The following is a 13,173-nucleotide window of genomic DNA, read 5'->3' on the forward strand; positions in this document are numbered from 1 at the left end:
CTTTCTACTCCAAAAATAAACAAAATTGGTTTGTATCCCTTTTCAACACATGCTACAGTGAATGAAATGTCTGATGAAAGGATTGGCTGGCTTTGCATCCGAATATAAACAACACTACTTTTACACCATTGCGATGGTTTACCTTTTTTATATATGGAACACTGGTTATTTTCACAAGCTTTTTTCAATTATACCTGCAAGATATCGGGATGAGCCAGAGTGAGATTGGGGCTCTGATGGCTATCGGCCCGCTAATCTCGTTACTTGCTAATCCATTTTGGGGATTTTATAGTGATCGTCTACAAAATGTACGATTTGTACTGCTGATTATGATGCTGGGTACGTTGCTAATGGTTCAGCTTGTTTTTCATGTGCACAATTATACGATTATCTATATTGTGATGACAGTATTTTTCTTTTTCCAGACACCGATGTTGGCACAAAGCAATACACTCATTCTTAGTTATATTGAGGGTACACCCAAAAAGTTCGGTGGGTTTCGTCTATACGGTTCACTAGGATGGGCGTTAACTGCTGTTGCCGCAGGGCCTGTTATCGATCGATTAGGAGTCTCTCAAATCGGTACGGTATTTACAGTGTTGCTTCTTATTGCAATCGGTATCATTTTGCTATTACCACCACAGACCAAGTTACCCGGTGGATCAGCAACGATGAACCGTTATGCAATGAAGAAATTACTCGGCAATTTATATTTTGTCGGCTTTATTGTCTTTGGTATTCTGGTTGCGATCCCCAATGCGATGAACAGTACATTTGTATCGCTGTATATTGTTGAACTGGGCGGAACCAAATCGATGGTCGGCTGGGCAGTATTTGCTTCTTCTATTTTTGAAGCGGCTTTGTTTTTGTTATTTGATCGGTATTTGAAACGTAATATTTCTTTTATGATCGGTTGGTTGGCGATTGTCAGTCTACTGTTCACGTTACGCTGGTTTTTGATGGCTGAAGCGACCAGCCCCTGGGAAATTATCGCAATTCAACTGCTTCATGCGGTTACATTCGGTGGTTATTTCTATGTCGGTACACAGCTCACCATGATGTTTGTCCCCAAAGCATTCCGTAGTTCCGGGCAAGCGATCTATACGATGACATGGAGCGGAGTATCCGGTGTAATTGCAGGTTTTCTAGGCGGATGGTTATTTCAAAATTTCGGTTCAGAGCAGATGTATCTAGCCGGTGTTGCTCTTTCCTTTGTGGGAGCGATAGGATTTGCATCGATGTGGCTGAATGTGAAGCGCACGCAATATCGAATGGAAGAAGAGGACGAGCAGTATTAATACATTCGGTAGACTTGAATAAGTTATGCAGTCTGATAATAGATCAAATAAAAACCGCCCTTCTCACGTATAGAGAACAGGCGGTTTTTTGATCATAGTTGTTCATGTCCTAGCTGGTAAAAAGGGATACAATTTTACGCTTTTGGTAATTTGAATGAACTCTTCATCGATACAACAAGGTTAAATACCGGATCACCTGGCATTGTATATTTCGGATCAGCACTGAAATAACCATGACGGAAAAATTGGTAACGATCATAACCTTTTGAATCTTTCAAGCCAGGCTCTACAAATCCATGTACCACTTCAAGTGATTTTGGATTCAAATAATCCAAAAACGTTTTTTCAGCAGTCTCTTCGTTCTCATCGGTTAATTCTGCATCTGCTTCTTCAGCCGTAATCAATGGCTCATACAGACGGAATTCCGCTGGAACGGCTTGGCTTGCTTCAACCCAATGAATCGTTCCTTTGACTTTACGTCCTGTAAATCCGCTACCGCTTTTCGTTTCTACATCATACGTACAATGAATTTCTGTTACATTGCCTTCTTCATCTTTGATCACATCGTTACATTTGATAAAGTAAGCATGTTTTAGGCGAACTTCATTGCCCGGGAATAGACGGAAATATTTATTCGGTGGATTCTCCATAAAGTCATCTTGCTCGATATAAATTTCACGTGAAAATGGAATTTGGCGAATACCCATTTCTTCATTTTCAGTGTTATTTTCTGCATCTAACATTTCAACTTGTCCTTCAGGATAGTTTGTAATCACCACTTTAAGTGGACGCAAAATACCCATTGTACGAGGAACACGCAATTTTAAGTCTTCACGTACAAAATGATCTAGTGTTTGTAGATCAACAACGCCCTGACTTTTGGAAATACCCGTCTCATAGACAAATGCGCGAATACCTTCCGGTGTATATCCACGACGACGTAATCCTGAGATCGTCGGCATACGTGGATCATCCCAACCATCCACAATATTCTCGTCTACCAATTGTTTTAGCTTACGTTTACTGGTTAACGTCTGTGCCAGATTCAAGCGACCGAATTCGTATTGATGAGGTTCTGCTTCCACTTCACACTCACGAATCACCCAATCATAGAATGGACGTTGGTCTTCAAATTCAATCGAACACAGTGAATGTGTTACATGTTCAATCGCATCTTCTAATGGATGAGCAAAAGTATACATTGGATAAATGCACCATTTGTCACCTGTATTGTGATGCTCTAAATGAGCAATACGGTAGATTACCGGATCACGCAGATTGATATTAGGTGAAGCCATATCTATTTTGGCACGCAATACACGTTCACCATTACCGAATTCACCTGCACGCATACGGCGGAATAGATCTAAGTTTTCTTCAATAGTACGTTCACGATACGGGCTGTTAGTACCCGGCTCGGTTAGTGTTCCACGCATTTCACGAATTTGATCAGCAGATTGATCATCCACATAAGCAAGTCCTTTTTGAATTAACAGCTCTGCTTTTTCATACATCGTATCGAAGTAATCGGAAGCAAAATATTTGCCTGTCCATTCATAACCTAACCATTTTACATCTTCTTCGATCGATTTTACGTATTCTACATCTTCTTTTGCCGGATTCGTATCATCAAAGCGTAAGTTCGTACTACCACCGAATTCTTTCGCTAGTTCAAAGTTAATCCAGATTGCTTTGGCATGACCAATATGGAGATAACCGTTCGGTTCTGGTGGGAAACGGGTAACGACCTTTTTAACTTTACCGGACTGTAGGTCTTCCGCAATTACTGTTTTTATAAAATTAGGCGGGGTATTTGTATGCTCCACGTCAATCAACCTTTCATCGTTCAGTTTGTTTTACAGGAATAATCCAATACTTCCATTATAACTGTTCTGGCAAGTTAGACAAGGATATGACGATTTGGATAGAGACCTTTGTCCTGTTCGAGCGATCGTATTTTTGATGCTAATTGGCTTTGACGCTAGAGGTTGAATACGGTAGCATGTAGTATAAACGTGTACAAAGGAGCAATGACGCATGAAACCATTGACGCTACCGAAAGAACAGCGTGAGCATATGATTGCGCAAATCCAGCATTTTTTTGAAATGGAGCGTGGCGAAAGTATAGGCGATTTGGCTGCTGATTCGGTACTTGATTTCTTTTTGCAATCGGCAGGACCTCTTATTTATAATCAAGCTTTGGCTGATTGTCGTACCACGTTAAATGAACGTATGGCTGGACTGGAAGAAGATATCTATGCTCTGGAACAACACCCTCCTCTTCGTCCACGTCGTTAACTCATGAACTACTCTAATCTATACATTTTATCCGGTGCACTTCATTTCATATTCGATTAAGAAAGAGGGTATACTTTGATGTTTACATATAAATTGGATGAAGAAATCGAATTAAGGCCACTTGAACCCAGTCATGCTCGTCCTATTTATCAGCTTATCGATCAATCCCGTTCTTCTTTACGTCAATGGTTAGCCTGGGTCGACGCGACCAATTCAGTAGCGGCTAGTGAAGAATATGTACGTTCTTCGATGACTCAGGCGATGGAAAATGGCGCTTTTAATGCTGGCATCTGGTACAAAGGTCAACTGGCTGGTATTATCGGATTTCATGAGATCAATTGGAATCATCGTTCAGTCGGGATAGGGTACTGGCTCGGTTCTCATTATGAAGGCAAAGGGTTGGTTACTTCTGCGCTTCGTGTATTAATCGACTATGCACTAATTGAACTGAATCTGCACCGGGTTGAGATTCGCTGTGCTACCGGTAATCATCGCAGTCGCGCAGTTCCTCAGCGTCTGGGCTTTATTTTGGAAGGTATTATTCGGGAAGCTGAATTGTTACCGATTGGTTATGTAGATCATGCAGTGTACGGAATGCTTCAACAAGAATGGAAGTTAAAACGCTAATCGCTCTACTCTTTTTCTTTTGTCCAATACATTAAGATCATTTCATGACAAAAAGCTACTTCACTTTTGCAATCTTGCAGGTGAAGTAGCTTTTTATGGTATAACGAGTATTCGTTTATTTTTTAGGTTGAATAAGCGGGCTTTCCGGTCGCATTTTGATCGTATCTGAACTGCCACCGATGACATTCACACGTGTCATTTCACCCCACTGGGCTTTTTTACCACGAATCGCTTGAGCTAGCCCGATCACTCTCCAGACGGTTAGCATCGGACGATACCAGAATGATTCGGATAACGCATGAAGCACCAGCCGGAATACATCTGCTATGCGATTATAATGATGGAATCGCCATTCTTCAAATAATACTGCCCCTGTCGACAATAACGAACCGTATAAAATCATCATCAATGTCAGTGATGCACTGATTTCCCAGCCTGCGCCTGCTTTGAGAACAAGACCTAATACAATCATAATTAAGCCGATCAATTCAACTACAGGGCCAAACAGCTCTACGAACATAAATAATGGCATAGCGGCAAAGCCGATGCGTCCATAGCGCGGATTGAACAGCATGTCTTTGTTCCGCCATAGACTTTCGAACAATCCACGTTGCCAGCGAATCCGTTGCCGACGTAAGATTTTGCGACTTTCCGGTGCTTCTGTCCAGCAGACAGGTTCTGGAATATAGATAATCCGACCTTTGCTTTTCTTTTTCCGCAATAGACGATGTAGACGAACAATCAGCTCCATATCTTCACCAATTGTCTCTGTCTCATAACCGCCTACTTCGATTACCCAGCTTTTTTTGAATACACCAAATGCACCGGATACAAGGATCAACATATTGAAGCTACTCAGACCGATTCGTCCCATCAAGAAACCGCGCAGATACTCGATAACTTGCATTACAACATATGGATTACGAGATAGCAGTACATTTTCACTGCTCAGATAACCTGTATCAACAATACTTCCGTTGGCAATCCCTACACTGCCACCAGTAGCTATAATCTCTTCACCAGGCTTCGCTTCCATAATAGGTTTCATTACTTTGATAAAAGCATCGGTATCCAGTACAGTATCTCCATCAAGGGAAGCAAAATAAGGATAACGTGAAACGTTAATGCCTGCATTAAGCGCATCCGCTTTTCCACCGTTTTCTTTATCCACCAGTACTAGATTGGGATGCTGTAAAGAGCGATAAATATTGCGAATCGGTGCTGTAGACTTGCCTAATGCTGAAAAAGGAACACGATTAGAAATGGGCGACATATCAAATTCATCAATCATCCGTTGCGCAGTATCATCTTTGGAACCATCATTGATTACGATAACTTCAAATTGCTTGTAATTGATACTCAGCAGTGAACGAGCACTGGATACGATATTACCACCTTCATTGTAAGCAGGAACAAGAATCGATAAAGGAGCTAATTCGTTTTCGAGTGCTTTGCTATATTGAAGTCCACTCACATCTTTGTCTTTGCGCAAATCTTTGGCAGCCGCGAAATACATTAACAAATACGCTCCGGTTGAAAAAGCGACGTATAATATCGTGATCACAGCAATGATATGGTAAACAACTAATCCGAGGTCAGCCCACATTCCGCTCATAATTTCTCCTTTCCAATATCTCTTGTGCCATCTCTTTTGCAAATCGGTCAGGGTGATTGGTCGCTATTTGTTCCAATATCGCTACACCTTGACGATAACGAAGCAAAGCTTGCGCCGATTGCAGACGAACTTCGTATGAATCATCACTCACCAACTGCTCCAGATACGGCAAAAAGCGTTCATCACGCGTACTATTGATTACTTTCACTCTCATCAATCGTTCTTGCCATGATACAGATTGTTGTTCAGTTAATGCTTGTTCCATCCGATCAGCCGCTTCAGGGCTCATATAACCAAAATTAGCGAGTGCTTTCATCGCGCGAATACGCATTTCTTTATCATTGGAATACATACATTGCTCTAACAATTGCAGTACTTCTTGCGTACGAATATTGTTAATCCGCAGACTATCTATAATGATATAGCGTAATTTGGGACTGTATTTATCGAACTGTTGTAGCAATTGATCTAACAGCTCGCCTTTGATTAACAACACCAACTGCAATAATTGAATGTCTGAGTATTGGATAGCTGCTGATTCCAGTTCATCCATGATCTCAGGAGCTTGAAATACAGCCAGAATCCGCAAAATCAAAAAGCGCTCATCACCTGTACAATGTTTGCGCTGTAACGCTTGTAAAAGCTCCGAGTGAAGACTCATCATCTGAAATTGCTCGATATAAAGTAAAGCATTGATACGAGTACTCCAACGCGAGCTACGCAAATCATTGGCATACGACTCTGCAAAATAATACTCACTTAGTTCTTTGATCCGCTGCGTTTCATTTTTGGAGCGACTTAGTGATAAGCGATGAATTAACATTTCTTCTATCGCTTTTTGTTCCAAGCTATTTTTAGCCAGCATTCTACGAGAACGCTCTCCTGTTGCAATATACTGATTCAGCGCAGAATCTGCTTTGGCAAGTTGCTCGGTTAAACGGTCTATCGCTTGCAAACGCCGATTGCGTTGATATTTGCGAAACATCAGATACAGTAACAGTACGATAATCAATGACACCACTCCGACAGTTGCCCACCAGATCGTTACCAGTATATTATCAATACTCATAACGCTACCCCTACTTTGTTCAGTAAGCGTCGTACACGAGCTTCCAATTCCATCATACTAAATGGCTTGGTCATATAATCATCTGCTCCAGCACGTATCGCTTCTGTAATGCCTTGTTCATCGTCGACTCCCGTTAACATCAGTACCGTATACTTTGAACCTTCTTCACCACGTAGACGGGAAAGAACTTCCATTCCGTTAATACGTGGCATCATCCGATCCAAAATCAATAAATATTGAGCAGATTCATCATGCCACGGATCATTCAAAAATTCTTTGCCATCTGTATAGACACGAATATCCAGTAAATACTCTTGTTCTAGATCGAACATTTGTCGTTCCAAAATATTACGTATTAATGGATCATCATCCACAATCGCTAATCGCAATGGTTCGTTAACAGATACCGTCGGTACAGGTGGATTACTTACAGTAGGTTCAGGTATAGCAGGATGTGCAACAACAGGCTTAGCGTCTACTGATCTACTCATTCTGGATGGCGTCTGTAACGGTATAGAAGATACTGATTTGCCTTGTTCCAGCGCTGTATTTAAATGCAACAATTGCTGATTCACCTGATCAAATAGTTGCGATTGATCGGTTGTAGCAAAAACAGGTACCACGCCATAGCGAATACGCATCATTCCTGCTGGAATCAAAGATGCGACTTGAGGCGAATAAAGAATACGATCAATAAAAGCACTGCTTTGAGCAGGAGAGCTACCTGGTTGTAGCAAATAAAATCGCCCTGCACGTTCGTGTGCCCATATATCTTCTACACGTAAAGACAATTTAATCGTATCCGAGACTTGGCGTAATAATTGATCGCCTTTCGCAAAATTATACGTTTTGTTGTAATTTCGCAGACCTTGCAGATCGATTACGATTAACGATACTTCTGTCTCATGTACTCGCGTTTGTTCTTGATATCGTTCTAATTCACGTTCTAGAAAAGGCATACTGTATGCCCCGGTTACACTATCTAATAACAGCAATTCTGTCAGCTTGATTCTTTTGCTGGTCAAACGGCGCACATGCAAAGAAAATTCGTCCATATCGAAAGGCTTAATCATAAAGTCTTCCGCTCCCATCGCATAACCATGCATCCGGGTTTCTTTATTGCCTGAAGCACTGATGATCATAACAGGAATAAAATGACGTTCACACAAATCTTGAATCTGTGCTAACAGCTCAAATCCGTTCATACCAGGCAATACCAAATCCAACACAACACAATCAGGACGTTTATCATAAAACAACGCCAAACCTTGTTCAGGCTCTGTCGTTGCTAACACTGTGAAATTTTGACTGACCAGTTCATCTTTTAATAAAGTAAGGAGCCCGATATCATCATCAATAATTAAGACGGTTCGAGCTTTGGTCGTATTTGTAGGGGATGTTATTGTAAAAGGTATCTTCTCGATCGGTGCAGTCTCTTTAACTTCAGGCTCCACATCTGACTGCTGGATAAGATCATATAATGGTTCTAATATAATAACCATCTGCTCATGGTCAAATACACGTTGACCGTCTTCTTTGAATGTGGTCAGTAAACGCAAAGCTTCAGAGTACCATTCTGGCAACTCTATCGTGCCTGCTGTTCCTTTGATCGAATGTGCTAGCCGATACAATTCCTGTTCTGGAATCTGCGCATTAGGTTCTAGCATCTTCTGCAATTTTTCTTGTAATTGAAGTTTGAAAAGAATCTGATACTTCAACATACGATTCACAAATAAACCCCCTTTGCCTAGTTACTCTACTTTCTATTATCGGATATACCGGATTAAAATTTAACCATAAAGGCTCACCAATAGAAAATACTGGTACTAAATATGTAAAGAATCTGACACAGGGTTGAAACAAAAAAGAGAGGTTTTAGCTTACCTTTACGTTCCTTTAAGTTTCTTTTAAGGCAAGCTGTTTAAGATAACGATAGAGCACATTACGTTAAAGGGTAATGCTCTACTTTTAACAATAGTATGAAATGAGGTATCCATGATGAAAAGCACGAAAAAAAACCACCGTTCACGTAAAGCGATGATCAGTACGTTGCTTCTAGGACTTGCGATCAGTAGCATGTTGCTAGGGGAAGAAGCAAATGCTCAAACGCCATCGAGTGCGTCTGGTTCTTCGTTGACGAGTGAGCAACAGGATACGTTCCTGAGTACACTTGGCGCTTCGTCGGATGAGGATGTCTATGAAGATTTATATGAAGGCAGATCACTTGCTGAAACAGCACGTCGACATAACAAAAACCCACAAGCCGTAATCGACTTGCAGGTTGCGCAGATGACAGAGATGTTAAATGAACGATTAAATAAAGGATTATTGTCACCGGATACATACCGGGCACAAAAAGCAGAATTGACCGATCTCATTACAAAGAGTGTCTATGGTCAGACTTCCTACAGCCAGTAAGTCATCAAGATATCATCCACATATTGCCCGTTAATATAGAACTCTTCAGGAAGTCTTCCGTTTTCTACAAAGCCTAGCTTTTTGTAGAATTGGAAGGCTTCTTTGTTAGTTGAAAGCACACGAAGCGTTAATTTACGTATTTGTTGTGACCGAGCAAATTCACCTAATGATTCGATCAATTTGCGCCCTATTCCTTTGCCTTGATAATCAGGGTGAATCGCAATATGAATATCGTATACATGTTGATTGGTAGAAACATACGTAGGATGTTGAAATCCTACATATCCGCAGATCTGTTCTCCTAATATAGCAACCAGTTGCGTACCCGGTGGATGATCTTGCAAATATTGCTGACGTGATCCGTATTGTAGTACACATGGAGTGTTATTATCATTCCATACCAAATGATCAATTTCTATTAAATATTGAGCATCATTCATAATCGACAATCGAGTCACTAGCTTATCAACAGGCTGAACCGACATGTATACGCACCTTCTCTTATCTATTTGGTCTTTATCCTTTGAGTATAGTATATCATTCGTTTTACACTCAAGTATTAGCTAGAAGACTGAGGAAGTGATACTGCTTTTCTTTGTACATAATGATGAAGCATAAAGAATGCTAAAGAAAGAATACCTGCTAATACAGCCACCCATGCTACAGGATGAAGCCCACCAGCATCATAAAATACGCCCATAATATAGGGCCCGATGACCCGTCCGACTGCACCTATTCCTCCGGCTACTCCTAGATAGAATGGAGCATACAATCCGGTTTTTTCAGAGACATACGAAGGAATAGCTGGAGATAACAACATCTCGCCAAATGTAATCAGAATCATCGCTACAATCATCGCCGGATAATTATGAAATCCTAAAATAACAATATAGCCAAACAAATAAAAAAGAGCACTGGCAGTCATTTGAGCTTCAGCTGTCCGAGCAGCTACGCGGCGGATAAAATTCACGAACGGTTGACCTGCGAAGATCAATACACCGTTTAACGTCCATAACAGACTGTAATAACTAATTAACATACCTGAACTGACGATAAAAGGAGATACGCCTGTATTCCAGATTGAATTACCTAACCATAGAAACAACGAACCAATTCCCATATATAAGTAGACTCTCACTTGAGATAGTAACCATAATGGACGCTTTTCTGTATGGACTTGTGGTCGACCCGGATTATGTACATCTTCTTCCTGCACACGAGTACGTTCGCCTTCGCCGATTTTGGTCAAATATACAAAAAAGAAACCGGCAAACAATGCACAACTTACCCCGTTAAGTACAAATGTTAAATGATACGAAATATCTGCTAGCACTCCGCATAGAGCGGTTCCTAGTGCCACCCCAATATTGTTAGCAACATATACAATATTGAATAATTGTCCGCGGCGATCTGCAAAGCGAAAGCCTATAAATGCTTGAATAGCTGGCAAAGACATCGCATTAAATAATCCTACAAATATCATTGTAATCATATACAGATGCCAGTTCTGACTGACAAAAGGCAATGCAAACAAACACAATGCATTTAATGACAATGAACCTACGATTAACTTTTTGACACCTAGACGATGATATAATGTACCTCCAAGCAATTGTCCACCGATACCACCCAGTGATTGCAAAAGAACTACAAAACCTGCATCGGTCATCGTGCGACCGAGCTCCTGATAGACATAAAGTGTAGTTAGGGGCCACATTAATGATCCACCTGCTGCACTGATCAGGCTAGCCAGTAAAAAAACTTGTATTTCGCGTGGATACGATCTAAGCCAATTCATAAGATGAGAGTTCCTTTCTTGTTGATCACGCACAGAATAAGCACAATATTTCTAGTATGATATAGAGGACAGAAATTCAGCAAGTGTACCATGTAACGCTGTACATCGATTATTCCTATCGTATTACTGATATTAATAAGGAGATAGATTTCCACTATGACTTCTTTATTTAGTAACCATATCGAACACTTATATGTAGAATATCGTTCATTACTGACTGCTGTTGCTTATCGCATTACAGGGATGCGTACCGAAGCTGAAGATATTGTACAAGACCTTTTTATCCATCTGAGTACTAGCAACTGGAATCATGAGCAAGTTAATAATATTCGTGCTTATCTGATTCAGTCGACAGTCAATCGAAGCTTGAATGTACTGGAATCGGCACGAATCAAACGTGTAGAGTATCCGGGGGTATGGTTGCCTGAACCTCAGGTGAACGAATGGTCTTCATCTTCAGTATCTTCACGTACATCGGAGTTAACAGAAAGTGCAGATACTTCTATTATACTAACCGATGATATTAGTTATGCAGTGATGGTACTGCTCGATCAATTGACACCTGTAGAGCGTGCGATTTTTGTATTACGACAATCCTTTGATTTTTCTTATCGAGAGATTGCCCAATGGATGAATCGTTCAGAAGCTAATTGCCGCAAAATATTCAGTCGTGCTGTGCCCAAGCTACAAGAAGCGCAAGCGTCTGAATCGATTGCCTCTGAGCACAAATTAGCATTTACGCGTGCTTTTTTGCAAGCTACTCAGACAGGTAACTTTTCTTCTTTATTGGAATTACTTCAACAGGATATGCGTCTTTACACAGATGGCGGTGGTAAAGTTAAATCGGCTTTACGTCCTATTTTCGATCGTCGACGTGTGATTTCGTTCTTCAATGGTATTGCTGCTAAAGGGTCACTGACAGGAGAATGGTCGATCATATCGATCAATGGTGAAATAGGTCTACAACTTCAGCGTGAAGGGGTAACGGTAGCCGTTTATTCCTTTAGATATAATGCATCAGGACAAGTCGATCATATCTTTATGATCTCGAATCCAGACAAAATTAGCTAAGCTTGTCACAAATCGGTTTCCTCATTTGTCTAGTCTATATAAGCTTCTATCAAGCTTGTGACTATTTTATATTTCAGGAGGATAACCAATGCAAACACGTATGGATTATTACAAAGTACACCCGAAAGTCTATTCCCTTATGGGGCAAATGGAGAAATTTATCAAAGAACAGGATCTTGACCCTGTTCTATATGAATTGATCAAAATTCGCGCTTCACAAATCAATGGATGTGCGTTCTGTCTGGATGCTCATACACGCGATTTGCGCAAAATGGGTGAATCGGAAGAACGGATCGCTTTGACCAGTGTATGGAGAGAATGCCCTTATTATACAGACGCTGAAAAAGCAGTTCTTCATCTTACTGAAGTGGTAACTGAAATTACAGTGCAAGGAGTACCTCAAGCTGTATACAATGAGGTGTTACAGCACTTTAGCGAGAAACAATATATGGATATTATTGTAGCGATTAACACCATCAATAACTGGAATCGCATAGCGATTTCGACCGGTATGTTTCCGGGTTGTAAAGATTAAAAAAAATTTATAAATGACCTGTTTCAATATTTGTGTCCGTGTTTAACAATAAGTAACGGCAATTGGCGAGAATGATGTCCCCTTCGTTCTCACTTCTGCTATATCATGGACCACTCCCGGAATCCGCCATATTACGGTTTCGTTCCCCCGAACCGCACTATGGCGGATTTCATTTGTTTTGACCTATTCTATTTCCTACATCATACATATAAATGATGAAAGTGCCCTTATCATAAGGGCACTTTTTTTATTCTCTTTTCTTCTATTTCCGCTATTCTTTAAAATTATATAAGACACTTAGTTTAATTTCTGAGAAATGTGTTTATACATTATTCGTGAGTATGCAAGTAAAAAAAGGTAAGTTCATTATTCTACTACAGTGGGGCTGGTGATCGGGTAGCAAGGTCAGGAACGTATGATAAAGAAACAGTCGTCATGACTGCA

General features: G+C 40.6%; 12 protein-coding genes. 6 read left to right on the forward strand and 6 right to left on the reverse strand.

The window, feature by feature from the left end:
- The first annotated feature begins 92 nt into the window (after positions 1 to 92).
- The gene (locus PQ456_RS20200; protein WP_273613813.1) at positions 93 to 1,298 is read left to right on the forward strand and encodes an MFS transporter; all 1,206 of its coding nucleotides are present in this window, start codon (positions 93 to 95) and stop codon (positions 1,296 to 1,298) included.
- A 134-nt stretch (positions 1,299 to 1,432) separates the two neighbouring features.
- On the opposite strand, the gene PQ456_RS20205 is transcribed toward PQ456_RS20200, so the two are convergent.
- Positions 1,433 to 3,124, reverse strand: coding sequence for a glutamine--tRNA ligase/YqeY domain fusion protein (locus PQ456_RS20205; protein ID WP_273613814.1), 1,692 nt, complete (start codon positions 3,122 to 3,124; stop codon positions 1,433 to 1,435).
- Between the two features lie 211 nt (positions 3,125 to 3,335).
- On the opposite strand from PQ456_RS20205, the gene PQ456_RS20210 reads away from it, so the two are divergent.
- Both PQ456_RS20210 and PQ456_RS20215 read left to right on the forward strand, forming a co-directional pair.
- A complete protein-coding gene (locus PQ456_RS20210) occupies positions 3,336 to 3,596 on the forward strand; it encodes a DUF2164 domain-containing protein (RefSeq protein WP_273613815.1) in 261 nt (86 codons plus the stop codon).
- A gap of 78 nt (positions 3,597 to 3,674) precedes the next feature.
- Positions 3,675 to 4,223 (forward strand): GNAT family N-acetyltransferase, encoded by a 549-nt coding sequence (locus tag PQ456_RS20215; protein ID WP_273613816.1) that lies wholly within the window; start codon positions 3,675 to 3,677, stop codon positions 4,221 to 4,223.
- A gap of 115 nt (positions 4,224 to 4,338) precedes the next feature.
- On the opposite strand, the gene PQ456_RS20220 is transcribed toward PQ456_RS20215, so the two are convergent.
- From PQ456_RS20220 to PQ456_RS20230, 3 genes are read right to left on the reverse strand one after another with little or no spacing between them, the layout of a single operon-like run.
- Positions 4,339 to 5,838, reverse strand: a complete 1,500-nt coding sequence (locus tag PQ456_RS20220; RefSeq protein WP_273613817.1) for a glycosyltransferase family 2 protein — start codon at positions 5,836 to 5,838, stop codon at positions 4,339 to 4,341.
- A complete protein-coding gene (locus PQ456_RS20225) occupies positions 5,819 to 6,907 on the reverse strand; it encodes a HEAT repeat domain-containing protein (RefSeq protein WP_273613818.1) in 1,089 nt (362 codons plus the stop codon). Before PQ456_RS20225 ends, PQ456_RS20220 begins: the two co-directional genes overlap by 20 nt.
- Complete coding sequence (locus PQ456_RS20230; protein ID WP_273616367.1) at positions 6,904 to 8,628, reverse strand: response regulator; 1,725 nt, start codon at positions 8,626 to 8,628, stop codon at positions 6,904 to 6,906. The genes PQ456_RS20225 and PQ456_RS20230 overlap by 4 nt, the downstream gene beginning before the upstream one ends.
- Before the next feature lie 277 nt (positions 8,629 to 8,905).
- On the opposite strand from PQ456_RS20230, the gene PQ456_RS20235 reads away from it, so the two are divergent.
- Complete coding sequence (locus PQ456_RS20235) at positions 8,906 to 9,325, forward strand: hypothetical protein (RefSeq protein WP_273613819.1); 420 nt, start codon at positions 8,906 to 8,908, stop codon at positions 9,323 to 9,325.
- Here the strand turns inward: PQ456_RS20235 and PQ456_RS20240 are convergent.
- A complete protein-coding gene (locus tag PQ456_RS20240; protein WP_273613820.1) occupies positions 9,313 to 9,810 on the reverse strand; it encodes a GNAT family N-acetyltransferase in 498 nt (165 codons plus the stop codon). The two genes, PQ456_RS20235 and PQ456_RS20240, sit on opposite strands and share 13 nt — an antisense overlap.
- Positions 9,811 to 9,884: 74 nt before the next feature.
- A complete protein-coding gene (locus PQ456_RS20245) occupies positions 9,885 to 11,123 on the reverse strand; it encodes an MFS transporter (protein ID WP_273613821.1) in 1,239 nt (412 codons plus the stop codon).
- A 156-nt stretch (positions 11,124 to 11,279) separates the two neighbouring features.
- Between PQ456_RS20245 and PQ456_RS20250 the strand changes: the two genes are divergently transcribed.
- Positions 11,280 to 12,194 (forward strand): sigma-70 family RNA polymerase sigma factor, encoded by a 915-nt coding sequence (locus PQ456_RS20250; RefSeq protein WP_273613822.1) that lies wholly within the window; start codon positions 11,280 to 11,282, stop codon positions 12,192 to 12,194.
- Positions 12,195 to 12,282: 88 nt separating this feature from the next.
- Positions 12,283 to 12,729 carry a carboxymuconolactone decarboxylase family protein gene (locus PQ456_RS20255; RefSeq protein ID WP_273613823.1) on the forward strand — a complete coding sequence of 149 codons (447 nt, stop codon included), beginning with the start codon at positions 12,283 to 12,285 and terminating at the stop codon, positions 12,727 to 12,729.
- Positions 12,730 to 13,173 lie beyond the last annotated feature (444 nt).

The organism is Paenibacillus kyungheensis, from assembly GCF_028606985.1.
In the GTDB taxonomy this organism is placed as follows: domain Bacteria; phylum Bacillota; class Bacilli; order Paenibacillales; family Paenibacillaceae; genus Saccharibacillus; species Saccharibacillus kyungheensis.

Excerpts from the sequence above, each read along its gene's own strand:
- PQ456_RS20255 (WP_273613823.1), top strand. The coding sequence starts at position 12,283 with ATGCAAACACGTATGGATTATTACAAAGTACACCCGAAAGTCTATTCC.
- PQ456_RS20235 (WP_273613819.1), top strand. The coding sequence starts at position 8,906 with ATGAAAAGCACGAAAAAAAACCACCGTTCACGTAAAGCGATGATCAGT.
- PQ456_RS20215 (WP_273613816.1), top strand. The coding sequence starts at position 3,675 with ATGTTTACATATAAATTGGATGAAGAAATCGAATTAAGGCCACTTGAA.
- PQ456_RS20240 (WP_273613820.1), bottom strand. The coding sequence starts at position 9,810 with ATGTCGGTTCAGCCTGTTGATAAGCTAGTGACTCGATTGTCGATTATG.
- PQ456_RS20225 (WP_273613818.1), bottom strand. The coding sequence starts at position 6,907 with ATGAGTATTGATAATATACTGGTAACGATCTGGTGGGCAACTGTCGGA.
- PQ456_RS20250 (WP_273613822.1), top strand. The coding sequence starts at position 11,280 with ATGACTTCTTTATTTAGTAACCATATCGAACACTTATATGTAGAATAT.
- PQ456_RS20210 (WP_273613815.1), top strand. The coding sequence starts at position 3,336 with ATGAAACCATTGACGCTACCGAAAGAACAGCGTGAGCATATGATTGCG.
- PQ456_RS20220 (WP_273613817.1), bottom strand. The coding sequence starts at position 5,838 with ATGAGCGGAATGTGGGCTGACCTCGGATTAGTTGTTTACCATATCATT.
- PQ456_RS20245 (WP_273613821.1), bottom strand. The coding sequence starts at position 11,123 with ATGAATTGGCTTAGATCGTATCCACGCGAAATACAAGTTTTTTTACTG.
- PQ456_RS20230 (WP_273616367.1), bottom strand. The coding sequence starts at position 8,628 with ATGTTGAAGTATCAGATTCTTTTCAAACTTCAATTACAAGAAAAATTG.